At 46.6% G+C, this 23950-nt stretch carries 27 protein-coding genes; 2 read left to right on the forward strand and 25 right to left on the reverse strand.

Translation table 11 applies throughout. The features are described 5' to 3' along the window. Positions 1–45: 45 nt before the first annotated feature. The gene (locus BM101_RS06515) at positions 46–855 is read right to left on the reverse strand and encodes a lantibiotic ABC transporter permease (protein WP_087033934.1); all 810 of its coding nucleotides are present in this window, start codon (positions 853–855) and stop codon (positions 46–48) included. Between the two features lie 54 nt (positions 856–909). Between BM101_RS06515 and BM101_RS14360 the strand changes: the two genes are divergently transcribed. Continuing rightward, positions 910–1038 (forward strand): hypothetical protein, encoded by a 129-nt coding sequence (locus BM101_RS14360; protein ID WP_256212149.1) that lies wholly within the window; start codon positions 910–912, stop codon positions 1036–1038. 67 nt (positions 1039–1105) lie between these two features. Here BM101_RS14360 and BM101_RS06520 read toward each other — a convergent pair whose 3' ends face one another. From BM101_RS06520 to heR, 5 genes are all read right to left on the reverse strand, one after another. Next, positions 1106–1411: a helix-hairpin-helix domain-containing protein gene (locus tag BM101_RS06520; protein ID WP_087033933.1), complete on the reverse strand. Its 306-nt coding sequence runs from the start codon at positions 1409–1411 to the stop codon at positions 1106–1108. A gap of 14 nt (positions 1412–1425) precedes the next feature. Then, positions 1426–1929 (reverse strand): hypothetical protein, encoded by a 504-nt coding sequence (locus BM101_RS06525; protein WP_087033932.1) that lies wholly within the window; start codon positions 1927–1929, stop codon positions 1426–1428. A gap of 27 nt (positions 1930–1956) precedes the next feature. Continuing rightward, complete coding sequence (gene lepB / locus BM101_RS06530) at positions 1957–2454, reverse strand: signal peptidase I (protein WP_087033931.1); 498 nt, start codon at positions 2452–2454, stop codon at positions 1957–1959. Between the two features lie 95 nt (positions 2455–2549). Then, a complete protein-coding gene (locus BM101_RS06535) occupies positions 2550–3158 on the reverse strand; it encodes a DUF6448 family protein (protein WP_087033930.1) in 609 nt (202 codons plus the stop codon). 50 nt (positions 3159–3208) lie between these two features. Then, on the reverse strand, positions 3209–4000 hold the full coding sequence (gene heR, locus BM101_RS06540; protein ID WP_177194416.1) for a heliorhodopsin HeR: 792 nt from the start codon (positions 3998–4000) through the stop codon (positions 3209–3211). Positions 4001–4211: 211 nt separating this feature from the next. On the opposite strand from heR, the gene BM101_RS06545 reads away from it, so the two are divergent. Next, positions 4212–4637, forward strand: coding sequence for a pyridoxamine 5'-phosphate oxidase family protein (locus BM101_RS06545; protein ID WP_177194417.1), 426 nt, complete (start codon positions 4212–4214; stop codon positions 4635–4637). 345 nt (positions 4638–4982) lie between these two features. On the opposite strand, the gene BM101_RS06550 is transcribed toward BM101_RS06545, so the two are convergent. From BM101_RS06550 to BM101_RS06645, 19 genes are all read right to left on the reverse strand, one after another. Continuing rightward, positions 4983–5624 (reverse strand): DUF2238 domain-containing protein, encoded by a 642-nt coding sequence (locus BM101_RS06550; RefSeq protein WP_087033928.1) that lies wholly within the window; start codon positions 5622–5624, stop codon positions 4983–4985. Between the two features lie 99 nt (positions 5625–5723). Then, complete coding sequence (locus tag BM101_RS06555; RefSeq protein ID WP_218149893.1) at positions 5724–6419, reverse strand: molybdopterin-dependent oxidoreductase; 696 nt, start codon at positions 6417–6419, stop codon at positions 5724–5726. Between the two features lie 88 nt (positions 6420–6507). After that, complete coding sequence (locus BM101_RS06560; RefSeq protein WP_087033926.1) at positions 6508–7179, reverse strand: DUF3159 domain-containing protein; 672 nt, start codon at positions 7177–7179, stop codon at positions 6508–6510. Between the two features lie 43 nt (positions 7180–7222). After that, positions 7223–7567 (reverse strand): DUF1475 family protein, encoded by a 345-nt coding sequence (locus BM101_RS06565; protein WP_087033925.1) that lies wholly within the window; start codon positions 7565–7567, stop codon positions 7223–7225. Positions 7568–7601: 34 nt separating this feature from the next. Then, positions 7602–7934, reverse strand: coding sequence for a hypothetical protein (locus BM101_RS06570; protein WP_087033924.1), 333 nt, complete (start codon positions 7932–7934; stop codon positions 7602–7604). A gap of 77 nt (positions 7935–8011) precedes the next feature. Beyond that, the gene (locus BM101_RS06575; RefSeq protein ID WP_177194418.1) at positions 8012–8527 is read right to left on the reverse strand and encodes a DJ-1/PfpI family protein; all 516 of its coding nucleotides are present in this window, start codon (positions 8525–8527) and stop codon (positions 8012–8014) included. Positions 8528–8920: 393 nt separating this feature from the next. After that, positions 8921–9490, reverse strand: a complete 570-nt coding sequence (locus BM101_RS06580) for an SF0329 family protein (RefSeq protein WP_087033922.1) — start codon at positions 9488–9490, stop codon at positions 8921–8923. A gap of 21 nt (positions 9491–9511) precedes the next feature. Beyond that, the gene (locus tag BM101_RS06585) at positions 9512–9907 is read right to left on the reverse strand and encodes a hypothetical protein (protein ID WP_087033921.1); all 396 of its coding nucleotides are present in this window, start codon (positions 9905–9907) and stop codon (positions 9512–9514) included. Positions 9908–10170: 263 nt separating this feature from the next. After that, complete coding sequence (locus tag BM101_RS06590; protein ID WP_087033920.1) at positions 10171–10926, reverse strand: alpha/beta hydrolase family protein; 756 nt, start codon at positions 10924–10926, stop codon at positions 10171–10173. A 140-nt stretch (positions 10927–11066) separates the two neighbouring features. Continuing rightward, a complete protein-coding gene (locus BM101_RS06595; RefSeq protein ID WP_087033919.1) occupies positions 11067–11447 on the reverse strand; it encodes a DUF7670 domain-containing protein in 381 nt (126 codons plus the stop codon). A gap of 159 nt (positions 11448–11606) precedes the next feature. Continuing rightward, positions 11607–12359, reverse strand: coding sequence for a hypothetical protein (locus tag BM101_RS06600; RefSeq protein WP_087033918.1), 753 nt, complete (start codon positions 12357–12359; stop codon positions 11607–11609). A 557-nt stretch (positions 12360–12916) separates the two neighbouring features. Continuing rightward, a complete protein-coding gene (mgtA, locus tag BM101_RS06605) occupies positions 12917–15541 on the reverse strand; it encodes a magnesium-translocating P-type ATPase (RefSeq protein WP_087033917.1) in 2625 nt (874 codons plus the stop codon). A gap of 556 nt (positions 15542–16097) precedes the next feature. Next, positions 16098–16922: an oxidoreductase gene (locus BM101_RS06610; RefSeq protein ID WP_087033916.1), complete on the reverse strand. Its 825-nt coding sequence runs from the start codon at positions 16920–16922 to the stop codon at positions 16098–16100. Positions 16923–17505: 583 nt separating this feature from the next. Continuing rightward, a complete protein-coding gene (locus BM101_RS06615) occupies positions 17506–18117 on the reverse strand; it encodes a hypothetical protein (RefSeq protein WP_087033915.1) in 612 nt (203 codons plus the stop codon). A 212-nt stretch (positions 18118–18329) separates the two neighbouring features. Further along, positions 18330–18650, reverse strand: a complete 321-nt coding sequence (locus BM101_RS06620) for a DsrE/DsrF/TusD sulfur relay family protein (protein ID WP_087033914.1) — start codon at positions 18648–18650, stop codon at positions 18330–18332. An 18-nt stretch (positions 18651–18668) separates the two neighbouring features. Then, complete coding sequence (gene rsgA, locus BM101_RS06625) at positions 18669–19745, reverse strand: ribosome small subunit-dependent GTPase A (protein WP_087033913.1); 1077 nt, start codon at positions 19743–19745, stop codon at positions 18669–18671. Between the two features lie 477 nt (positions 19746–20222). After that, a complete protein-coding gene (locus tag BM101_RS06630; protein ID WP_087033912.1) occupies positions 20223–21494 on the reverse strand; it encodes a RidA family protein in 1272 nt (423 codons plus the stop codon). 726 nt (positions 21495–22220) lie between these two features. Beyond that, the gene (locus BM101_RS06640) at positions 22221–22595 is read right to left on the reverse strand and encodes a hypothetical protein (protein WP_087034005.1); all 375 of its coding nucleotides are present in this window, start codon (positions 22593–22595) and stop codon (positions 22221–22223) included. Beyond that, entirely contained in the window at positions 22579–23907 is a 1329-nt protein-coding gene (locus tag BM101_RS06645) for an MATE family efflux transporter (protein ID WP_087033910.1), read from the reverse strand. Before BM101_RS06645 ends, BM101_RS06640 begins: the two co-directional genes overlap by 17 nt. Positions 23908–23950 lie beyond the last annotated feature (43 nt).

The raw sequence follows: 23950 nt of genomic DNA on the forward strand, positions 1-23950 counted from the left end.
CAGGTCGCTGATTTCGTGATCGGAAATCCGCGGCCTGCCCAAAGTCTACTTCACTGTCCCGGCCGTTGGTTTCTTTGCAAAAAGGACATAGCCCAAAGCGACACCAAAGAGGACGATGCAGGCGATAACCGTCGTGATTACACTCGGATATTGCCCCCCGAAACCAGCTTGGGACATGTGCTTGAGCAGGATGCCCGCATAGGCCCAGACGAGGACAAATCCGTAGGCGACGTCCCTGTTGAGGATCATCGTCACCGACCCGATCAGCAAGCCGGTAATGAGGATGGCGACTGTCCAGATAGGTTCCGAAATGCCGAATCCGTTCCAACCGACAGCGACCAACAGCGTCGTCATGTTGGCGATGGTCGCCACTGTGATCCAGCCGAAATAGATGCTGAACGGCAGTTTGATGAACAGTTTCTCCTTGTTGCTGAGCTGCTCTTTCTTGATGATGCCATTGATGTAGATCAGGCAGGCTAAAATGACGAGCATGAGCAGCATCGATAGCGGGATGATGCGGTAATGCCAGGAAAAAATCCAACAGAAATTCGCAAGCGAGGAAATGGAAAAGACGATGTTTACCTTGCGCAACAGCTCCGTTTTGACGGTGCTTTTATCCCCTTGGAAAAGGCCGAACTGATAGAGTGTGTAGCCCGCCAAAAGCAAATAGATCAATCCCCAAATCGCAAAAGTGAGGCCGGCCGGCGCGAAAAGATTCGGATAGGCGTCCGACACCGCCCCGGTATTTATGCCGTTGATCGGTAGCGCATTCGCCATGGCATTGACCGCGATCATCGCCGCATACGTGACTGCCGTGATGATTTTTAGCGCGATTCCGTTTTGTTTGCTGTCCATTTTAATTTCCCCCTTGTTGATGTTAAACACGATAGAAAAATGAATGAGTTCTGAATGGAACCTTTTTTACTATTTAATGCGATGCGCTTCTCCCTTCCAGGAAAAAATATTGTCTCTTTTGGTTTTGATCGATTAAAAACAGAAGGCGATGAACAAATGATGTTAGCGGTATCATTATCATAATATTACATAAAAAAACCACTTTACGCAAAGAATCCGACGTCTCCTGAACGGGCATCGGATTCTTATGTCATCCCTTTTTTGGGTTCCCGTCATCGCCTTTCTTTTGACAGGAAAGGACCGGTTCGGCTTCCGTTTTCCAGTTCCACCATTTCAGTTTATCGGGTTCGGGATTTTTTTCCGTCGCATAATAGACGGCGCAGCGGAAAACGTACAGGACGCAAGGATCCTGCCTGTGCCCGGTCATGCGGCACAACCTTTCATAGAGTTCCATGGGGTCTTTATCGCGCAGATCCTCGATCCGGTTGATGCCGAGAAACTGCAGATCTGCGGCCATCTTCGGACCCACCCCAGGTATTTTTTGCAGGTCGTTCATTTACAGTCACCCCTTCACCAGACAAAAAATTTCAGTATCCCGAAACAGATGCCGCCACAGATAGCGGCACCGACTGCGGAGTAGGCGCATCCTTTCAAAAAACCGATGAAATGGAAGCGGTAGTCCTTGTATGCAGGATGCCCTTCGCTGCCGGGCAGAACCATGAATTTTGGCTGGATGGTGCAGAACAGCAGCCAGTCCATGATGAGCAGATCAAACACATTCCATACCATGCCCAAGATGAAGGCATGCAGGATCAAAACCCAAATGGCCACCTCGGCTGTGGAATAGGTGCGCAAGACACTGAAAAACAGGAAACCGATGATGACGACGATGGCCGGAACGATGAACAGCCTATACTTTTCCTTGTCCACCGGCGGCAAGTGGACCACTTTTTGAAGTTCTTCCGGATAATCGTGCACCAGTTGTTGCGGGAATTTCCAGGCCGCAACAGCGATGACGATCACCCAAAGGACCGACCAGACCAGACCGTCGATGAGGGCTTGCGTAACGTTCATCCTCATTCCCTCCCTTAACAGGCATTCTCACAGCAAATGGAACGGAAAAATAGAAAAAAGCACCTTGCCGCGGATCTTTCCCTCATGGATGAACGGGTCGGCAAAAGAGCGGCTGTCATGCGAGGCTGCGCGGTTGTCCCCCAGAAACAGATAGTTGTTCGGCGGCACCTCGAAACGGCCGTCTGATCTGCTCGGATAGTCCACATACGGTTCATCCAGTTCTGTTTGGTTGACAGACACGGCGCCGTCGTCATCGATTGAGACGACATCCTCCGGCAGTCCGATGACCCGTTTCACCAAAGTATCCTGGAGTTCGTCGGAATAGAAGACGAGGATATCCCCTCTTCTGATGGTTTGGAAATCATGGATGCGCAGCGTGAAGAGCAAATCCTTCGGCTGCAGGGTCGGGACCATAGAATAGGAAGACACCCTCGTCAAAAAGAAAATGTGCTTCCTGATCAAGGAGGCCGTCCCGATGGCGATGCCGATGAAAAGAACGTATTGATAGATAAGAGTCTGTTCCATAGTAAGGCAAACCTTTCAACAAAAAATTTAAACGCATACCTTCCCCGCTGATGCGGAGAAGGTATGCGCTCGAAAACCGATTGTGCATGCTCCGCTTAGTGGGGATGCGCCGTGTGCCCATCTTCATGATGATGGTGTTCATGGCCATGCTCCTGGCTTTCGCCTTCCGCCAGTTTAAAGAAGCTGACGTAGGCTTCGATGTACGCCCGTCCCGCTTCGACATCATCGACGGCAAAATCCTTCAGGGCCATGGCTTTGCTGAACTTCTCCTCCAATTCATGTATTTCTTCTTGTGTGACCAAGCCTTCCAGCGGCGATAGGTTCCCCGCTGCTATGGCTCTATCCGCCGCCAAAATCTTTTCATCGATGGGCGTTCCCGCTGGTTTCAGCCCTTCGTACGGAGCTCCTTCCCCCGCCCGGTGGATTCTGACCAGATTCTCAAGGAAATATTTATCCGCTAATTTCTGCGCTTCAGGGCTCAATCCCCTGACTTTCATGCTCAACGCGAATATTTCTTTTAGCTCTTCTTCATGTTCCGGCAATATCCACTTCAGGGCATAGTTGATGTTGTTTGTTTCGAGTGCCTTCTTTCCGTCGGCGGCGGTGGGGCCATCCATGGTATCGCAATGGGCGCGTGCTTTTACCGGAATCAACAGGACCATGACAAAAGTGGCGATCATTCCCATCATCAGCAGCATTTCCATTTTCTTCTCGCTCCTTTTTTATAATTCAGTCGTCATTAGATAGGATACGGTTACGGTTGCATCGCTCCGAAAAGGACCAACCAGGCCAAGATGGATTTGGCGACCAGACTTAAGATGATGTAAACTCTTTCGCCATAGATATAGTCTTGCCATTTTCCGATCTTCTTGTACTGCAGAACCATGTTGACAGGGAAAGTGTTGAATGCTACAAAATACGTCCCGACGATAGCCCAAACAAACCAAGGAACCTGATCAAAATTGCCGTTGCCGAACATGTACAACAGGATGGCTATCCAAGGTGCGATTCCGGCAAGAGCCCCCCAGATGAACGGCCCCCAATTGATGTCCTCTTTCGCTTTCCCGGCATTCAATTGTTCCATGACCAAACCGAACAAGTTCATCGACGCATTGACGATGAATATCAATACAAGTGATGCGATATCATAGATGCCGAACAAAGTGGCAATCAAAACGATCATGATGGAGGAACTAAGCGCGTATTCGAACCAACGGAATTTGTTGATGCCTCGATCCAAATCGGCATTGTAGATGTCATTCAGCTTCTTCGGTATTGAAATGAGCGCATGCGCACAGGCGGATATGAATAAAAATGAAGCCACCAAAACACCGAACGGCAACTCGAACAGTACTTTCGATGACAATTCGAGCGACCTTGTCTCTTGGTTGAAAGCCAAATAATTTTGAGTGATCTGCGGCGCAAATTCGCCGATTTTTTGGATGACGTTCGTGGCCAGGAAAAGCATCGCAATCCCCTGCAACAGATGTAGACCTCCCATAATCAGGTTGAATTTCCGTAGCTTGGCATATGTAATCTCTCTCATTTTTTTCACGCTCCCTTTCTTTGCCATCTTTTGCAACGTGAACCGGCCTCTACTCGAAGCTTGAGCCCCTAATCTGCTGCTCAATTTTATTATATTCCAACGGGCTGGTGAAAGCCAACCGGAGCTCCTGACCGTTAAGTGCAATCGATATCCACCGCCCGGTTGGTTTGTTATAATGAGATCATCATAAGAAATGGATGGTGATCTTCCCATGCCGACGATTGAGAAAAAAATGATTGCAGAAAATAATTTTTGTGTGCTCGCCACCTGCAGCAATTATCTGCCCAACAGCTCCCTGATGCAGTACATATGCGACGAAAGTTGCACCCAGTTATTTATGCTGACCCTCAAAGGCAGCGTCAAACAGCTGAACATCGCGGCCAATCCACATGTGAGCCTGCTGATCGACAATCGCGCCGCTCGGTCGAATGCTCCCATCCAAGCCTTGACCGTCTACGGCACGGCAGAATTTGTTCAAGATGCTAAAAAGATCAAGGAAATCGGGCAGCTGTTGGTCGAACAGAACGGAGATTTGGGAAAAATTGCGTCAGATAACCAACTCATGGTCATCCGTGTCCGCGCCGAAAAGTTCCTTCTTCTGGATGGCGTGAACGACAAAAGCTACACGGAGCTATGACGTCGAAGCGATCCGCTTTGGCAGCCAGTAAATGCATCCCTGAAACCGGAAAGACTGGGCATCCATCAGAATCGTTCTGGTGGACGCCCAGCCTTTCCGGCCGTTCAAATATATTCAGCTATCCTTCTATGTTGGCTCATACTTTCTAAGACGGGTACCTGTCAAAAATCTGGCCGGACTCATCCTGCCGTTTCGGTCAAAACAATTTTGCCGCACCTTCAGCCGCACTCGATTAAGCGATCAGCGTGCGGATGACTTTTGAAATTTCCGTGTTGTCCAAGTATGCTCCTCTTACAGGAGCCTTTTCATCTGCTATTTCCTCCTCTTCGGCATAAGACGCTGTGTTCAGATTCCCTCTTGCTCCATTTTTTCATCCATCCATTTGTCATGCACAGATCCGAAAATACAAATCGCGACCAGAGCGCCGATGAGTGCCATCAACATATCCCAGAGGCTGTCCCAGACATCCCCCTGAAAGCCCATCACGATTTCTGGCGGAATGCCGAACAGGAGCGCCACCATAAATTCCAGCAGCTCATAGAACGCGCTGTAGCCAAGGCACATCACAATCACGATGAAAGACAACATGCGTCCTTTTTTGACGTACCCGCCTCTCGACAAGAGTTCCTTCGTCAGGAAGGAGGGTGAAAAGCCTTGCGCAAAATGGCCCGCCCTATCATAATAATTCCGCCTCAAGCCCCATGTATCCTTCAAAAAATTGAAAAAAGGATTTTCTGAGTAAGTATAGTGCGCACCCACCAACAAGATGAGCATATGCAAAAAGACGATCACATAGACAAAGGAGGTGAAACTGAATTTCCGGTATGTCCCTGCCAAGACTGAGACAATCAAAATGGCCGGAACTGCTTGTCCAAACCAGAATAGATGATTTACGGGGTTGATGGCGGATGCTGTCAGTGCAATCAGGAACAGCACGAATAGGCCGATGTGTATCGGGTTTATTCCTTTCCAGACTCTGGCGCTCATGAAAAAACCACCCTCTCTTACCAAACGGTTACCGCTCGGTCCGTTCAGGAAAGCCTGGATTTAAAGCCCTGCTCATACCTGAATGCTGCTTGGCCCTTTTCAATCGATTGCCGCATCATTGCTGAATCCCCTTTGTTCCCAATAGCCTCTGTAGTTCACATCATCGGATAATTCGATGCGCGTGATCCATTTGATCCATTTGTAGCCCAGTTTGTCTTCCGCGACCAATTGGAAGGGGAAGCCCCTTTCCGGAGGCAGGACGACGTCATTCATTTTATATGCGATCATCATATTCCTGTCCAAAATGGTCTGCAATGGCAAGGAGGTGCTGTAGCCATCCACCGCGTAGAAAATGACCGTTTTGGCGCCTTCCTTTACGCCCACCTCGGCAAAGATATCCTTCAGTAGAACGCCTTGCCAGAGAATGTCGACACTCCACCCTTCGACGCAATTCAGCGTCACCAGCTTCTTGTACTGCTTGTTGTCCAGCACTTCCTCATAGGTCAATTCAGCCGGTTTCTCGACCAATCCGTCAATTTTTAGCCTGTACGAATCTATATCTATGTATTGTGGTCCTTTGATGGAGTTTTCCCTGAAATCGGCAATCGAAGACAGATCTTTGCCTTCATATTCGGTCACTTCAACCTTTGTCAATTCTTCGATGCTGGATTTTCCCGCGTCGCCGGAAGTGGATGTACCGCAACCGGCTAACAATAAAAGGACAAAAAGAAGCATGCTCCAAAAAGTTATGCGCTTGACTGTAGCTACTTTCCTACTACTTGTTGTATGTTGCATCAGCAATCCCTACTTTCTGAAAACAAGGAAAAGATGGTTGCATGATGACGTTCCCGACAGATTGGATCTGATTTTAGAAAAAACAGCTTTAAAACCCGCGCGTCTGCCCTTTCCATGGCGCCTCTATTCCTTCAAGGTACTCTTCGACGCTTGGTCCCTTGAGTTTGTGAAGCCGCCAACTACCGTAGATATAGCTGGGGACCAGACCGATGATGCTGACAGGAAATCCTAAAAGCGTATTGAGCCAGATCAAACCAATGATATTTCCACTCAAAAAAAGACTTATCTGAAGCACTAGGCGAATCAGAAAAAAGATCGTCCATATCCAAGTCACTTCGCGATAGGCAGGTTTAACATCCTTGCGCCAATACCATTTCAAATCCCACCCCCGCGTCAAATGGCTTGCCCAGGCTGCCAGCGGCTTGCCCATCAGCAGGCTCGTAAAAGATAGCAAAAAAACAAAAGCACTGCTTATGATTTTTGGGATGAAATAATTGGATGCATTGCCGGCAAAATAGGCAAATCCCGAAGCAATCAGCCCCCCTAACAATCCCCCGGTTGCATAATAGAAAGGCTGTTTGGAAAGCAATCGGATAATGCAGAATAGAAGTGCAACTCCTACAGACGAAAAAATAGCCGTGTTCAACCCGTAGAACCCATTGATGAGCACAAAAACCAATGACGGAAAAACGGCATCGAAGCTCTTGCCAGAAAGAATCAAACTCATTTCTTCGATAACTTCTTTTCCTTTAATTGCCATCGCACCTCCCCCGTTCCTGTATCTACCCATTCCTTACAAGCAATCATTTGCTGATGATATCCGTTTTACGGGAACCCAGGAAAAAGTCCAGCCAGTCGCCCTTGCTCCGGTAGAACGCGACTAATACGTACAGACTGCCGGCGAAAAATCCGAGTGTCATCATCGCAACGATCCACGCGACCATGAGCACCTTGTTCTTTTCCCGAAAGGCAATCCACATCGAAAAGAGCGTGAAACCAACATAGAGATCGATGAGCGATACAATCCCCCAAGGATTCGCCAACAACGCCGCTCCATCCTTGGCAAAATTACCGTTGGTGAAGCCGTTCAACAAGACGGCCGTCATGGCGAACAGTCCCAACAAAGCAATCATTTTTCCAAGCTTCATCTACGCACCTCTGTAGTTTTGTCTTATTGTTGTTTTATTGCTGACCATATTTTACCGCAACATATTCGATAATGATGCCGTAAACGATTCCTGCCAGGAAGCCTATCACATCATCGAAGCCGGTGGCACTGTAGAAAGCGAAAGAAACAAAAAACCCCAGAAGGGCACCCCGTCCCAGGGCTTTGGGCAGTCCCAAGTTCCCGCCAGCCAGCCCGATCACCACGCCCATAAGGAGGCGGTTGTACCAGAAGGCGAACAAATAGCTGGCATCCCTGCCAAAACCTGACCTCAGCTGGGCACCGATGATGCATACAATCCCCAAAACGGCGCCGGCGGTAATGCATACCTTCATTCTTTTCGTCAGCATTCTTTTCGCTCCCCCTAATTGACCGTTTCTGCGGTCTTGGCTGGTTAGCCCTGCATTTGCCTCTTTTAGCAGCGTTTTTAATCCTGTTTATTCAACAATTCGCATAATGTTTGCCCAAATTTCTTCGCATTTTCAGGGCCATCCGCCGTGACGATGTTTCCATCCACAACTACGCCTTCATCCGTATAATGAGCTCCTTTGTCTTCGATCGCCTTAATTTCGCTCTCGAAAACCGTCGCATTTTTTTTCTTCAGAAGGCCTGCATTGGCCAAAATGACCGGAGCGATGCAGATGGCCGCCACCGTCTTGCTTAGACCGTGCATGGCTTGTGCGATTTTGAAGGCATGGGGATCATCGAAGAATACCCGACTGCCTTTTCCTCCCACAAAAATGACCGCCTCGAAATCATTGGTATCGACATCCTCCAACACCATATCCGACTGCGCAACGCCTCCCCTCACACCTGTGCATGTGCCCGTTTTATGGCTGGCTATCCACGTTTCATAGCCGCACTTGGTCAATTCCTCCTGTGGCATAAATAATTCTTCGTCCCGAAAGTCATCCGGTGCTATTACAAATAATACTTTTTTCATGTGAGTTCCTCTTTTCTTTTTTTCGCTGAATAAACGTTTTTCCATAAACGCTAAACGAGAAAACGCTTACTTTAATGGTTTCATTATACCATATAGTTACTCGTCCCATCCAAATCATCCTACTGTTTATTTGCAATCCTCGGTTTAATGTTGAAAAAGAGCCGTCCATCAGTTTTCAGCGAAAACTGATGGACGGCTCTTTTTTCATATAGACCTTATAAGACTGGGACATAAGTCCTAGCTATCGTATTTCCTAACAATTAGTCGTAAACGTGTTCTGAATCCCAGAAATCTCCGCCTAAGTTGACTACCACACGCGGACAAAAAGCGTCCGCTTCGTGTTAGTCCTCTTAGCGCTCGACTTCTAGACGGAATTCATCGCACTCTCGATCTCTAAAGCGCGCTGCGGCGCAATTGATAAAAATATTGCACGATCGGATGTTTCAATTTCATCTTCTTGTCCATATCCAAAATCCGTTTTTTCCCGACACGTCTGTCGACCAAAGCCAAAACATTCAACAGGATGTCCTTGCTCGCAAGGCTGTCTTCGATGGACTGCGTCAAAAACGTATTCGCGACCGCATTGAAATCCGCTTTGCTTAACGCTGTTTGGGCCGCAATCATTTCCTTTGCGTAGACCAGCAATTTGCGGTCCCTTGCAATCACCGCCAAACGCTCCTCTGGTACTTTCCCGCCCATATCTTTCCTGACCGCCTCGATGTCTTCCTGGCTGACTGGAAGGTTCAGGTTCGGGTCGCCCTTTATCTCCTGCTCCGACTGAAACCAGCGGATCCGAGTCGTTGCATCCTTCATATTGAATACTTTCTTTTTATCCACGGTAAGGTAGCACTGACCGGCTTTTTCCGGTGTATAGCGGTAGCTGGTGGAGATGTATTCCACCCTGCCCACAAGCGCAGGATATAGGAAGCTCTCCAATTGTTGTTTCATTTTACTCCAGATCATATTTCCTCCGATATTATGCTATTACGCTTTTTTTACAAATTTAGTGGAACATTTTGGGCATCTGATTTCCACTTTCCCTCTGCCTTTAGGTACTCTGACATTCTGCTTGCAGGAAGGGCAGGAATAGATGCGGTGGGTCTTCCTTTGGTTCATGATGCTTTTCTTTTTCCAGAAATAGCCCCTCACCCTATTCTTGAGCAGCAGATATTTTTGATTTTGCGCATAACATTTGTGGTAATTTTTCGAAAAAACACGTACATAGACAAAAATGACGGCCGCATACCCTATGAATGACAGGATGCTGCTGTTCACTATGCTTGCCAAAATCATGATTACCATACCAACGACCATCAGGAATTGGGATAACGCATCCATTCCGTATCTTCCTTGCATCATTTTTCTGAATTTTTCTTTCATGATACCTCTCCCATCACAACAATATCAGGCAAGGTTTTCCGATGGATGATTGGCATCAGTTTCTCCACTCCTGTCGGGAAAACCTGCATCTTTGTGTTGCTCTATTTTAGTATTTCATTTTTCTGATTCCTCGCTTATTAAAGATACCTTGTTTATTCGGGTAAAGCAATGACTGTTTCGTTAACAAGAAGAGAGGCAGCGTATAACATGTCCTCACAAACAAACATCCAACTGGAGGCTCACCCAGCTTTTTCCTCCAACTACTAATTTTTGAGATGCTTTTTGATATAATCCATCGTCATTCGGAAAAAGTTATCCTCATAACGCCATGTGAGCATATGGCTTTCTCCATGCAGTACAACCAATTCAGCAGCAGGAAAACAGACTGTTGCACGCTCTGAAAAGGAAAGCGGCACAAGTTCATCGGCATCCCCGTGAAAAATCAAGACATCATTCGGGTATTTCTCCATCTGATTATAGATATCTATCTCCCAAATATCCTCGACGTATCTGCGGCCAATCGTCATGTTACTGAACAGAAATATTGCCGGGATATGCTCTTTCCGCTTGAACTGATCTTTAAATTGATACTGGATAACATAAGCCGGACACAATAGGATCAAGCCGCGTATCTCCGTTGGTCTTTGGGAGGCGAGCATTGTAGAGACATAACCTCCCTGGCTCATGCCGCACAGAAACAGATTCTTCTCATCCACAAAATCCTGTTTTTTCAAGGTATCGATCACTGCATTCAGATCATCAACCTCGGTCATGGCAGACATTTCGATGGATTCCCCATCACTTCTGCTTGAAAAAGAACCTCCGCAAAAATCAAAACAGTAGACTGCCACACCCTGTTCAACAAGTCTTTCCATCGGGTACGGCTGCATGTTATTGCCCAAGCCATGGGCATAAATCACTGTAGGAAACGGTCCCTTTGCATCATCAGGGATATGAGCTTCTCCATATATTCGGTTATATCCTTTCTTGCAATACAGCTTTTGTTTCACACTAGCCACCTATTTTATTCCCCCTTTTGATTATTGTCTAAGTTCTATTCTATAGACCTCAATCAATTTGTCCAGTTAAGTGTAACCTATCCACTTTTACGGGAATGTAGGTTGCTAACAAAGCCCAACCATCCGAAGTGGCTTACACATCAGCTAATATTATTTTTCCTATTGCGCCAGTTCATAAAAAATAATATTCCAACCAAAAATGCGGGTCCCGCAATGACCAAGATAGATATCAATACCCTAGACCACGGCCAACCGTTAACTAAATTAAAGGTCATGAATCCAATGTAGAGCAGACCAGCACCAATGAAACCGATAGCGCCAACAATCTCTTTTCTCCATGCGATGGTCAATATTGCAATTAAAATGAATACTGGGATGTTATGCATAATCAATCCGATAAGAATTTGACCAAAACTTAATCCAGGTTGTATGACATCCAGTGAGAACATCGCCAAAAAACAGATGAACAGTATCGACAAAACCCTTGGGGTCCAATATACTAATTTACTCGTCTTCTTCATTTTATTCACCGCTCCCCAATAATAATCCACCTAAAACTTCGCAGTTGCACACAAACCTAAATTCCGCTAAGTAGCGCGCTTTAAAAACATAAAACCGAGCTGCTACTGCTGTCTATTCCGTCAAGGCTGAACACTCCGCCGAACCGTTTTCAAAAGGATTCACGCTCTTTTCTGCAATTCCGATTGCCATCGTTCCGTCCATTCCTTATCCAATTTCTGCAGTCGGTTTTTCCTGAGGTTTTCTTTCATGATCCATTGGATATCTTTATCCTGATCGGCAAACCATTTCTCCATCATTTTTTTCCCTGCTTCAGGCGCAGCGACAACAGCGACACTCCAGCAATAGCCCAAGGCTTTTCGAAGGGCGATAAAATCATCGGTTCTACGATGCTCCTCAAGGAGGATATCCTTCGTAATCCTATCGAGCAGTTCCAAGACTCTCTGGGCATATTCCGTTTTTTTCAAGAGTCTTGGTTCGCATAAGGCCGCAGCGGCTGCCCTTCTTTCAAGCGGGTTTCCCTGGCTCCACTTTTCCATTTCCTGCAGCAGTCCATCCATGTCCTTGTCGCCAAACCTTTGCAGTGCCATGGCCACGCCTTCCCTGACCCTCCACCGGGGATCTGAAGCGTAGCTGCGCAAGTCTTCGAGCATATCCAAACGTCCCTCTGACAGTACTCTTCCCAAACCGATTACACCGCAGACCGGCAGGAACTCCAACGCCGAACCATAGGGCGCCACGCCATCACCATAAGCAAGGTAACGTCTGAATCTGTCGAGATCGCCTTCTTCCGCCACTGCCTCGGCGAGTTCAAGATTCGCTCTTGGCCCGGGAAGCCGGGATTCCTCCAGCAGGTAACGATCCCAATCAGCTGATTTTCCAAGGATTTTTTTGTATTCCTCCACTTTCCCCATATACGGCCCCCCTTTTATCTTCAATCCGACAGAAGACTCCCACCTCAATGTCGCTGTTTTCCCATGCGGTGATTTGGCTTTCCCAGACTACCTGAGGATCCAACGAGGAGATTGCGTCATCCGAATTGTTAAAAGTATCGTAGCCAGCTAATCCAAACAAGGTCCAAATCAAAGCGAACAAAAGACCATTCCGATAGCATCAATCCATCCATGATCTGAATCAGCACCCTGTCGCTAGACTGAAAGACTACTTCCCATGAATATGTAACCGTTCTCTTCCAGTCTCATTATACCATATCCCCCATCAGGGAATCCCGTGCAGCTATCCTAACCAGAGCGTAGAAAAGACCATGCGGACCATCATGTGAAGGATGGTCCGTATGGTCTTAAATTGGGTATGACGCTTATTTGTTGCGTTTCCATGCTGATACATAAGAAAAATCTGCGCCGATTCATCCCACGATTGAATTCTAGGTATTATCGACGCATCCAGCGAATGATTCACGACTCAAGTCGCGAGCTCCCTCAGCGCATCTTAAAGTTCTGATTTCAACCGATCAATCGCCAAATTTACGGACAAACCAGGTTTTGACCAGTTGTGTAAGAACGACATAGCCTACCATCATGGCGGCAAGTAGAAGCCAATAAAGCGAAGGCAGTGCGACAAAACCAAGCGTTCCCGCAAAAGGTGAAATGGTAAGCCAGGCGGCTACAGCAACAATGGCAACGGAAGAAATAATCAGCGGCCAGCTTGCGCGGCTCTGAATAAAAGGAATTTTGTTCGTCCGGATCACATGGATGATCAGTGTCTGTGTGAAAATGGATTCCACAAACCACCCCGTATGGAACAAAGCGGGGTTATTCCAAGCGTTGAACACATTGAGCATAATGAAAAATGTCAGATAATCGAATATCGAACTTATCGGGCCTATAACCAATATGAACTTCGTAATCCCGCTGATTTTCCATTGACGCGGCTTCTTCACCCAGTCTGCATCGACCTCGTCGGTAGGGATGGTTGTTTGTGAAAAGTCATACAATAAATTATTGGTCAAAACCTGTATCGGCAGCATTGGCAGGAATGGGAGAAAGGCACTTGCTCCCAGAACGCTGAACATATTCCCAAAGTTTGAACTGGCTGCCATCTTTATATATTTGATAATATTTCCGAATACACGGCGTCCTTCCATTACCCCCTGAGCCAAAACCAATAGATTGTTGTCCAGCAGAATGATATCCGAAGATTCTTTGGCAATATCCACGGCACTGTCTACGGAGACACCTACGTCAGCATTTTTCAAAGCAGGCGCATCGTTAATGCCGTCACCCATAAACCCGACTACATGGCCATTGCTTTGAAGAGCGCGGATAATATGTTCTTTTTGATTTGGAGCTAACTTGGCAAAGATATTTGTCGTATTAACCGCTTTTGCCAGCTCCTCCTCGCTCATAGCCTCGATTTGCGAACCAAGAAGAACATTGTCAACCGCAAGTCCAACTTCCTTGCAGATATAGGTGGTCACAGCCTCGCTGTCACCTGTCAGAATTTTCACGTCTACACTCAGGTCTGCTAATTGCTTCAATGCTTCCGTAGCCGACTCTTTAGGCGGATCAAGAAAAGATAAATACCCCAGAAGGATAAGTTCCGACTCGTCTTTAACCCCGTAAACCGGCTCATCCGATGCTCCCGGCATTTCCTTGTATGACAGGGCTATGACACGGAAGCCCTGGGCACTGAGATCATCGACGATTTTCTTAGTGCTATCCTTATATTCAGGCAGCATGGGCAAAACTTTCCCCTCAATTTCCACACTGCTGCAGCACGCCATGATTTCTTCTACCGCACCCTTGCAGATCATTGTATTCAGGCCGGTTTCATCCTCTACAATGACCGACATGCGTTTCCGGGTGAAATCAAAAGGGATTTCATCAATTTTACGGTATTTCACGTTTGCCTGCAGGCTTCCTTCCAGATCGCCATGTTTCAGGATTGCTTCATCAGTGATGTTCTTCAATCCGGTATGGTGGTAGCTGTTGAGGTATCCGTAATGTAGCACTTTTTCGCTTTCTTCTCCGCGTACATCGAGATGCTTTTCCAGCACGATCTTTCCCTCTGTGAGGGTACCCGTCTTGTCTGTGCACAACACGTCCATAGCTCCAAAATTTTGAATGGAATTCAGGCGTTTTACGATGACCTTCTTGCGGGACATAATCAGAGCTCCCTTGGAAAGGTTGACCGATACGATCATAGGCAGCATTTCCGGAGTCAAACCGACTGCCACAGCCATGGCAAAAAGGAAAGCCTCCAGCCAGTTGTGTTTACTGAGCCCATTTACAATGAATACGACAGGCACCATGATTCCTATAAAGCGGATCATCATCCACGTGATTCCGTTAATCCCTTTATCAAAACTTGTTAGTTCGCGCTGCTCCACAAGGCTGACTGAAAGCGCGCCAAAATATGTCTTTTCTCCTGTATGGACAACTACCGCCACACCTGTTCCGCTTATTACATTCGATCCTAAAAAGCAGAGGTTTGCAATTTCAAGCGGATTATCCATATCTTTTGAAGCTGTATCAGATTTTTTCTCAACAGGCATTGCTTCCCCTGTAAGTGCCGCCTGATCGAGAAACAGATCTTTCGCAGATAGTATGCGCACATCCGCCGGTATCATATCCCCCGCGGCAATGGTTATGACATCTCCTGGCACCAGCAGCTTGAGCGATATCTCTTGTTCTTTCCCATCACGAACAACTGTTGCCTTGTTGACGACCATGGCTTTAAGTGCCGCCGCTGCATTATCAGCGCGCAGTTCCTGGAAGAAACGTAGGACAACTCCCAGTACTACCATTACTGAAATGACCACTGTTGCCCGCAAATCTCCAGTAAGGTAGGAGAGCAAAGCAAGTGAAGCTAGTAATATGACCAAGGGATTCTTCAAATTATTCATTAAATGCATGAGAACCGATTGGCGCTTTTCTCTGGCCATCTCGTTTACACCATACTGCTCCAGACGCAATTTAGCTTCAGCTTCACTCAAACCTGTCAGTTGTGTTTCAAGCCGCTTTAAAACGGAATCCGTATCCAATTCGGCCATCTCCAACAGTTCCTCTGAAAAAGTTTTTACTGGTGCACTATCCTGATTGTGAGGCTGGTTTGAACTAGTGATTTTTTCCGACATGAAATATCACTCCTCTCAGATATAAATATGATTTATGAGCGCGACATTGTTGCATTGATTGAATGCCGTAATAACAGTGGACTTGAGTCAAGAGCATAAGCACAAAAAGATGAACTACCCCTATTTAACGAGGCACCACCAAAAATAATCTACAAAGAAGACCCCTTGTTCTGCATTTGGATAGCCGAAACGGATAGGCTCGCTTGACTGCATTTATATCCGACACCGTATCTTCTTTATCTGATAATAATTGTAACAAAACCAACTCGAAAAACAAAAAATACACACTTATCGCTCTTGGAAAAAAGCTGATGCAGTCATCGGCTATATGGTCGGATTTCCGGCAATAGCGTCAATACAAAAGCCATCATCGCGTGTGCACAGAAAAGTATTGGCCCAGTCCATAAAATTCCGGGTGACGGCGACCTTGACGATATGAAAAAAGCTCTAGGACTGCAGCAACAGGCTAGAGCAAACTTAAAATATTACTATTTTTCCCAACTAAAATTTAGCGTCAAAAGGATATTTTTATGCTATATACTTGATTCGAAATCGATCAGAAGTCCGTTTGAGAACTGATGGCGCTCCAATCCTCGATTTCCTGCAATCTTTCTTTCATCTCGGCTGATACGATGTTGACTGCATCCGTTCCCAGCAACAAGCGTTTCGGAACGTTCTCTTTTTGGATGGTCTCGAAGATGACTTCCCCTGCCTTATCCGGATCGCCAGGCTGATCTTGCTTGTCGACGATGTTCTCTTTTCTGGTTTTCCAAGCTGTTCCGGCATAATCTTCGATCTGCTTCTGGGTCCCTTTCAGGGAAGTATCGTAAAATTTGGTTCGGAATGCTCCTGGTTCGACGATCATCACTTTGATACCCAACGGCGCAACTTCTTTGCTTAAGCCATCCGTCATCAATTCCAGTGCGGCTTTTGATGCAGCATAGTAGCCGGACCCAACGCCGGACCGGGCGGCTGCAATCGAAGACACATTGATGATGGCGCCGTTTTTCTTCGTTCTCATGTTCGGCAAGACCTGCTTGATCAATGCAATCGGGCCGAAAAAGTTCGTGTCGAACAACAAGTCCACACTGTCTTCCTCCCCTTCCTCGACGGAGGAGCGATACCCGTAACCCGCATTGTTCACCAGAATATCTACCCCGCCAAACTTATCCTCGGCCGCTTTCACAGCATTCGCAATACTCTCTTTTTTGGTGATGTCCAAAGCTACTGAAATGGCGGTATCAGGATAATCTTTGATGACATCCGCCACCGTTGAAATATCCCGCGCAGTAACAACCGCATTATCCCCATTTTTTAAGACGGCTTTTGCGATCCCTCTGCCGATTCCGCTGGAACATCCTGTAATCAACCATGTTGTCATATTGTTTTCTTCCTCTCTGAAACTGTTTTTTTGTTTTTTGATAATTGCTCATTGCTAAAGGATCAAACGAGCATCACGATTACTTCGATAAGTGTCGATTTTGTCGCCCACAAATAGAAGTATACACTTTGGAGTGCACTCCAAGTAAAGCGCTTTATTTTCAAAATGCAAAATAATTCATGAATGTGCATGCTGCGCATAGCAGAAAAAGCGTTCATCATGTGGAATTCACATCCAGGTGGCTCCGTCGGCAATTCAGTGCTCCTATCTCTATAAATTCACCTGAAGCGATCTTCGCCGGGAGTTCCGACCGCATTTCTATATGGATTCTCGGTGAAGCGAACCTCACCGGAAATCCGGCCTCATCTCTATGTATTTCCCCGGTGAACCGATCCTCGCCGGGAATCTGCCTACCTGCACTCCATTAAAAAACCGTGAAACATGCATCCCCTGCACATTTCACGGCTCTATTATTTCCATCCAGTTGCAGCGCTTTGATTTTGCGTACGACATCCAAGATCGTGCCGTCGCGTACTTCTTCCTCAAAGCTTATTCTTCTGCACAAGTTTTTCAGGTAGGCAACCTAGCGGGGAACAACCTTCAAATCCTTGAAAAATCCTTCCGTGCCCTCTTCGACCCAAAGCGCGATGGCGCCTTCCTTATCCGCTCCGTGCTTCAGGTCGTTGACCACCAATACGGGATACTTTGAATTATTCACATAAAGTTCCGCATGTTCGCCATCCACTTTGACCTTCAGATCGATCCATTCATCCAGCCCCATGTCGGCGTAGGATTCGTACTCACCTGGGCTTTCGGCTCTGAAACGGTCGAATTTGTAGTCAGGGTATGAAAAATATTGTGTAGATCGATTCCTTCTCAGTTGGCTTTCATTCCTGCCGTTCGTCGGGCGAATATACAGCGATTCGAAATGTTCGTTGTTCTCATCGATACGGAATGCGATGCCGAGGAAGCCTCTGGCAAATTCAGGTGCGTCTGGCAAAAGACGGCTCAATACCTTCACCTCGATGGTGCCGTTCTTGAAGGTGGTACCGACCAATCTGGCGTAGGTCGGCTCATCGAAGGCTTCGACTTTCGGATTTTTTGTGACTCTGAGTACTTCAACGCCCTCAAAACCAACATTTTCGATAAAGGAATTTACTGGAATAAAGTTATCTGCTCTCATGGCTATATTCATGCATTTCTTCCCCTTTTAATAAATTATTTGTGGTGTTCTTACTATCAGTGTAGCACGGATTCTCGTGCTGTAAATTAGGCACAAAAAGGTAACTATTAAAGAAAAGGGCGCAAAGACAGGCAGAAAACAGCACTGTCCTTGCGCCCTTCTCATAATATTTAAATATGTCTCTTCATTCGAGCGCTACGCTCACGGAACCATTCCAGTTTATGTCAGAAAGTAACGACCTTATCCGCCCATTCGACCATCTCAACGCAATCGATCATGGTGCTGATCGGACAAACCTCAGTTCCCTCCATATTCCGTGACCTCAGGCAGGTACCGCAGGCCAATATTTCACCTTTTAGCTCATCGAAAGCTTGCACCTGCGCGGCTACATCGTACTTTTCATGGGTCATGTTTTCGATCTCGACAGCCTCGCCCATCAGGAAGACTTTCACCTCATGGCCGGCCTTCTTTGCAGTAACGGCGAACCGCATGGCGTTCCAAGCTTTTTCATATTCCTTCGTTTCGATGATGATCCCTAGTTTCAATGCAATTCCTCCAATTTATTATTTACCCTTGTTCTTCGATTTGGCATAATTTCTGGCGTTCTTGATGCCCCCGAAGTCGGAAAACATGGTGTTGATTTTCTCTTTTTCGATCTGCTTGGCATTCAATCCCTCGTACTTGGCTTCCTTCTTGAGTTTCAGGTAGCTCTGCAGCCGCTCTTCTGTCAAGGTGCCCTCCGCTATCGCCTTTCTGACCATGCAACCCGGCTCGTTTTCGTGCCGGCAATCCTTAAATTTGCATTGCGCCGCCAGTTCGTCGATGTCGACAAATGTCTTCGCCAGATTTGCGCTCTCCAATCCGAGTTCGCGCATGCCCGGCGTATCGATGATGCAGCCGCCTGTCGGAACGAGGAACAGCTCCCGGTTTGTGGTCGCGTGTCGGCCTTTGTCGTCTTTTCTGATTTCCCGCGTTTCAATCAGGTCCTCCCTGAGGATCCGGTTGATCAGGGTCGATTTGCCGACCCCGGACGAGCCGATGAACACGACCGTCCGACCCGGGGTGATGTATTTCAGGACGGCTGTGTATCCGTCCATGCTCATGCTTGATGTGACGATTACATCGACTCCGAAGGCGATTGTCTCGATTTCACGCAACTTTTCCGGGACATCCGCGCACAGATCCGCTTTCGTCAGCACAATCACCGGAGTGGCGCCGCTGTCCCACGCTATCGAAAGGTAGCGTTCCAGCCTCCGCAGATTGAAGTCATTGTTGAGCGACATGCAGATGAAGACGACATCGATGTTCGCGGCGACAACCTGGACGTCATGCGCCTTGCCTGCAGCTTTGCGGATAAAGACGCTTTTCCTGGTCAGTGTGTGGTGGATGATGGCATGGTCTTGACTTCCCTCCTTCCGGTCGATCATCACGAAATCGCCGACCGCCGGGTAGTCCGACATTTCGACTGCCGCATGGCGCATTTTACCGGATATTTCGGCCAGCAGCTCCGCTTCCCCGGTCGCAACCCGGTACAATTCCTTGTATTGCGCAATGACTCTTCCAGGATGCAGTTCCGGATAAAGGGCCGCCTCCTGCGCAAATCGCTCCGTAAACCCCAGATTTGTTAAATTGCTGTGCATGTTTTTCCCTTCCCTTCAATCATTAAACCGAGGAGTCTCTTCGTCATTCTAAAACCGATAGCCACAACTTTTCCGACTCGATCACGGGTTCCGCCACCAATATTATGGTGGGACCATAATCCATGGTTGTGTGTGTCAAATCAAAGGCCAGAATTCTGGGCTCGCTTATATCCTACTTGTTGCTAGGTATGTTTGTGCTGACGAATGCCATCCTGGACTCATCTCGACTCCATTTTAAGCTTGCGGAAAGGCAAAATCAATAATATTCCGATATCGGAAGGATAGATACAGAGGACATTAGATAAAATCAGTCCTATAACAAAACATATGGCAAAGGTCTTTAATACCCAAACCAAAAAAGGAAGCTGTCTCAATTTTCAGTTGAGACAGCCCCTTCGATTAGGATATGCGATTGTTCATCACCTTCGGCATGAACAAATACCTTTGATCGTTTTTGTATTTACAACCAAATGCCTGTTATGCTTTTGGAGGTGTTCCTTCAGCATTTGCTGCAATTACATCGATTTGGACTAAAGCATCTTTAGGTAAAGCTGATACACCAACTGTTCTCCGTGCAGGAATACCACTCGGGAAGAATGTTGTGTAAACTTCGTCTACAGCATCACTATCTGCGATATTTTTAAGGAAGATATTTACTTTAACCACATCTTCCATAACGTGGTCGACACTTTCTACAATTGCCTTGATATTTTTTAAGCACTGTTCAGCCTGCTCTTTTACACCGCCAGCCACCATTTTACCCGTTTTAGGGTCTAAAGGTAGTTGAGCTGAAAGATGATTGTAATGAGAAAATGCTACCGTTTGTGTAGACAGAGAACTTTTTGGTGCATTTTCCGTATTGTTCGCTTCTATAATGAGCCCATGTCTGTCTTCAACAACTTGTGGGGGTGTTCCATCTCCGTGTGATACCACTGCTTCAATTTGTACCAAAGCATCCATAAGTAAAGCTGAAGCTGCGACGGTTGTCCGGGCAGGGACGTAGGCTACAGCCCTGGCGATTGACGAGTCTGGGAAAAATGTTGTATAAACTTCGTTTACGGCTTCAATATCGGAGAGATCTTTTAGGAAGATATTAATTTTAACGATATCGTCAAAAGGAACGTCGATACTTTCTAAAATTGCTTTGATATTCTTTAAGCATTGCCCAGTCTGCTCTTTTACACCGCCGGCTACCAATCTACCAGATTTGGGATCGATAGGTAATTGAGCTGAAAGATTATTGTAATGAGAAAAAGCTACCGTTTGTGCAGATAGAGAACTTGTTGGCGCATTTGCAGTATTATTTGCTAGCTTTATGAGGTCGCCTGCTTGTGGTGCATTTGGAATGGTACCTTCACCATGTGAAACAATTGCCTCAACTTGCACCAAAGCATCCATTGGTAAAGCTGCAACTGCCACTACCGTCCGTGTAGGAACATAGCTTGTAAAGAATGTCTTATAAACTTCGTCAACAGCATCCATATCTTTGATATTCTTAACGAATACAGTGATTCTAACAATGTCGTTCATAACATGGTCGATGCTGTCTACAATTGCCTTGATATTTTTAAAGCACTGTTCAACCTGCTCTTTTACGCCACCAGCTACCAATTTCCCCGATTTTGGATCGATAGGTAATTGAGCTGAAAGATTATTGTAATGAGAGAATGCTGCCGTTTGTGAATAAGGCCCGATATTTTTTGGAGCATTCTCCGTGTTTCTTGCTAATACTGCGTTATTGCCGCTCATGATAGATAGTATTCCCCTTTTAGATAAATTTATTAACAACCCAATTCCACGCCGAAATAAAACCCTTTCATTTCTGACGAATTTCATTTTAGCACGGTAAGTAGGCAAATGAATTGGTCATTGTTCATTATATTAGGGGGCGCTTTGTCTAAATTGACGAAACCAAACCTTTTTTCCATATTTTTGAGGTTCGGAAAAGTGACTGCAGGGTCACCTCAAAGAACGGTTATCGAACGCACCTATGCGTCCAATAACCGTTCTTGTTCTTCCTATTCACGACTACATCAAATACTTGCATCATCATTACAACGCCAACATAGCTCCAACGCCATCATTTTATAACTACCCTGGCTCCTTGGCTTATTTCTCTCCGACTTCCAATTGCCCAAGCACTGAATCGTTTTCTTTCACGATGTTGTACCTTATATGCGTTCTGCCAGCCGGAAGTCCGACCAACTGGAGCCTTTCCAATTTGATATCCCTATCATCAATCGATTCAAATGACTGAAAACCCGTCTTTAAAAATAAGGGGATGATATCAACGTGCAATTCATCGGCCAAACCGGTTCTTAAACAGAGTTGGGTTGTCAGAGCGCTGCCTATGAATAGTCACATCCTTATCCCCGGCCGTAGCTTTAGCTTGGAGAATTGCGGTCTCAACTCCGTTTGTGATAAAAGTAAAGGATATCCGATCTGTTCGAGGTGTTTTTTTCTATTGATATTTTATCAGCTGGGATTTTTATCAATACAACCATCCATCGCCTGAACAGCCAGTTCCAACGACTTGATCCTTCTTTCCAGAAGGGTTTTCTGCGGACTGCCCGGCTTCGACTTGGCATAGATACCTTCAATCGATGGAAGCAAGCCGTCAAGCAGAATGCGGGCTTCCGCCAACTCTTCCTGGTTGTAAGGATGGGATTTTTGATTCCAAAAGTGTTCCAGCACGGCCAAGCCGATGCGAAAGGCCTTGAGCCGCTTCGTCACCAAGGTGGTGTTAGCGCCTTTCTCGGTCATACTCCTCAACGCATTTTCGGATTTGCAGATGGTCGATCGGAAAGATTTGAATGATTCCGCTTTGATTGGTTCAGTCACGTTTTCCATAAGCAATGGTCCCCTTTTCGGTTACAGCGGCTAAATAAATCGAAAAGCCGGCAACGATCAGCTCCGTCAGCACAAACGCCGACCAGATGCCCGTCATTCCCCAAATATTACTCAATACGATCGCCATCGGCACAATGATTGCCAATCCTCTCAGAATGGAAATCATGAAGGCTGCTCGTGCCTTCTCCGTGGCGCTCAGGAACATCGCCGTCACGATGTTGATCCCGACAAAGAAGAAGCCCAAGAAATAGATCTTCATCCCATTATCCGCCAATTGCGCGATCGCAGAATCATTTTCGTTGTTGAACAAGCTTATCAGTGTAGCCGAATACGTAAATGTCCCCGCATAGATCAGGATGGCGATGAGAATAGCCGTCAGCAAGGCATATTTTTTTACCCTTTTGACCATCGAACACTTCTTCAAACCGTAGTATTTACTGACAAGTGGCTGCACGCCTTGCCCCAATCCATTGAAGATCGCAATCGCCACAAAGGCAATATTAGCGACAATGCCGTAGGCGGCAATGCCTTTGTTTCCTTCGAGCCCTAAAATCAACAGATTGAATGTCGTCATCACGACCGCGGAGGACACTTCCATGATAAAAGTTGAAGAGCCCAGATTGAGGATATCCATAACTGCAGGCCTAGTCATTTTGTGTTTCAGGAATGCTGGCCTGCTTTTCTTTCCTGCGAAGTGAAGCGAGAGGATGCCCAAACTGATTATCGGCGCAAGGCTTGTCGCAAACGCGGCACCGAACATGCCCATTTTAAACGGAAAGAGGAAAATGTAGTCCATGATGACATTTGCAAAACTGCCGGTTACCATCGCCGTCATGGCCAGTTTGGGATTGTTGTCGTTCCTGACAAAAGTGAGCACAGTATTGTTCAGGATAAAAAACGGCGCAAAGGTTAAGATTGTAGTCATGAATGTCCTTGTCAAAGGTAAAATGACCGCATCCGCTCCTAAAACCGAAGACAGAGCTCTTGATCCAAATAAACCAAGCACGATGAGCATCAGGCCTATCAGGGAGCCTAGCTTGAGGGCTCCCGAAAATATCCATTCCGCCTCTTCCTTCTTATTTTGTGATTTCAGTATGCTGAAGCGGGTGGCCCCGCCGATACCGATCATCAGGCCGATGCCGTGAACGAGGCTGAAGACAGGAATGGCAAAATTCAGCGCCGCAATGCCGTTGGCCCCCAGTGCTTTCGCTATAAAGAACGTGTCGGCTAAAATATAAAACGATACGCCGATCATCCCCAAAATATTCAGGCTGACGTATTTCGAAAAGTCCCTCAGTATTGATTTTTCCATGTTGCATTCCCCTTCCGGAACAAAAAAGGTGCCCCGAAAACAT

The sequence above is a fragment of the Trichococcus palustris genome, from assembly GCF_900114465.1.
Taxonomy (GTDB): Bacteria; Bacillota; Bacilli; order Lactobacillales; family Aerococcaceae; genus Trichococcus; species Trichococcus palustris.

Excerpts from the sequence above, each read along its gene's own strand:
- BM101_RS06515 (WP_087033934.1), bottom strand. The coding sequence starts at position 855 with ATGGACAGCAAACAAAACGGAATCGCGCTAAAAATCATCACGGCAGTC.
- BM101_RS14360 (WP_256212149.1), top strand. The coding sequence starts at position 910 with ATGGAACCTTTTTTACTATTTAATGCGATGCGCTTCTCCCTTCCAGGA.
- BM101_RS06520 (WP_087033933.1), bottom strand. The coding sequence starts at position 1,411 with ATGAACGACCTGCAAAAAATACCTGGGGTGGGTCCGAAGATGGCCGCA.
- BM101_RS06525 (WP_087033932.1), bottom strand. The coding sequence starts at position 1,929 with ATGAACGTTACGCAAGCCCTCATCGACGGTCTGGTCTGGTCGGTCCTT.
- lepB (WP_087033931.1), bottom strand. The coding sequence starts at position 2,454 with ATGGAACAGACTCTTATCTATCAATACGTTCTTTTCATCGGCATCGCC.
- BM101_RS06535 (WP_087033930.1), bottom strand. The coding sequence starts at position 3,158 with ATGGAAATGCTGCTGATGATGGGAATGATCGCCACTTTTGTCATGGTC.
- heR (WP_177194416.1), bottom strand. The coding sequence starts at position 4,000 with ATGAGAGAGATTACATATGCCAAGCTACGGAAATTCAACCTGATTATG.
- BM101_RS06545 (WP_177194417.1), top strand. The coding sequence starts at position 4,212 with ATGCCGACGATTGAGAAAAAAATGATTGCAGAAAATAATTTTTGTGTG.
- BM101_RS06550 (WP_087033928.1), bottom strand. The coding sequence starts at position 5,624 with ATGAGCGCCAGAGTCTGGAAAGGAATAAACCCGATACACATCGGCCTA.
- BM101_RS06555 (WP_218149893.1), bottom strand. The coding sequence starts at position 6,419 with ATGCAACATACAACAAGTAGTAGGAAAGTAGCTACAGTCAAGCGCATA.
- BM101_RS06560 (WP_087033926.1), bottom strand. The coding sequence starts at position 7,179 with ATGGCAATTAAAGGAAAAGAAGTTATCGAAGAAATGAGTTTGATTCTT.
- BM101_RS06565 (WP_087033925.1), bottom strand. The coding sequence starts at position 7,567 with ATGAAGCTTGGAAAAATGATTGCTTTGTTGGGACTGTTCGCCATGACG.
- BM101_RS06570 (WP_087033924.1), bottom strand. The coding sequence starts at position 7,934 with ATGCTGACGAAAAGAATGAAGGTATGCATTACCGCCGGCGCCGTTTTG.
- BM101_RS06575 (WP_177194418.1), bottom strand. The coding sequence starts at position 8,527 with ATGAAAAAAGTATTATTTGTAATAGCACCGGATGACTTTCGGGACGAA.
- BM101_RS06580 (WP_087033922.1), bottom strand. The coding sequence starts at position 9,490 with ATGATCTGGAGTAAAATGAAACAACAATTGGAGAGCTTCCTATATCCT.
- BM101_RS06585 (WP_087033921.1), bottom strand. The coding sequence starts at position 9,907 with ATGAAAGAAAAATTCAGAAAAATGATGCAAGGAAGATACGGAATGGAT.
- BM101_RS06595 (WP_087033919.1), bottom strand. The coding sequence starts at position 11,447 with ATGAAGAAGACGAGTAAATTAGTATATTGGACCCCAAGGGTTTTGTCG.
- BM101_RS06600 (WP_087033918.1), bottom strand. The coding sequence starts at position 12,359 with ATGGGGAAAGTGGAGGAATACAAAAAAATCCTTGGAAAATCAGCTGAT.
- mgtA (WP_087033917.1), bottom strand. The coding sequence starts at position 15,541 with ATGTCGGAAAAAATCACTAGTTCAAACCAGCCTCACAATCAGGATAGT.
- BM101_RS06610 (WP_087033916.1), bottom strand. The coding sequence starts at position 16,922 with ATGACAACATGGTTGATTACAGGATGTTCCAGCGGAATCGGCAGAGGG.
- BM101_RS06615 (WP_087033915.1), bottom strand. The coding sequence starts at position 18,117 with ATGAATATAGCCATGAGAGCAGATAACTTTATTCCAGTAAATTCCTTT.
- rsgA (WP_087033913.1), bottom strand. The coding sequence starts at position 19,745 with ATGCACAGCAATTTAACAAATCTGGGGTTTACGGAGCGATTTGCGCAG.
- BM101_RS06630 (WP_087033912.1), bottom strand. The coding sequence starts at position 21,494 with ATGAGCGGCAATAACGCAGTATTAGCAAGAAACACGGAGAATGCTCCA.
- BM101_RS06640 (WP_087034005.1), bottom strand. The coding sequence starts at position 22,595 with ATGGAAAACGTGACTGAACCAATCAAAGCGGAATCATTCAAATCTTTC.
- BM101_RS06645 (WP_087033910.1), bottom strand. The coding sequence starts at position 23,907 with ATGGAAAAATCAATACTGAGGGACTTTTCGAAATACGTCAGCCTGAAT.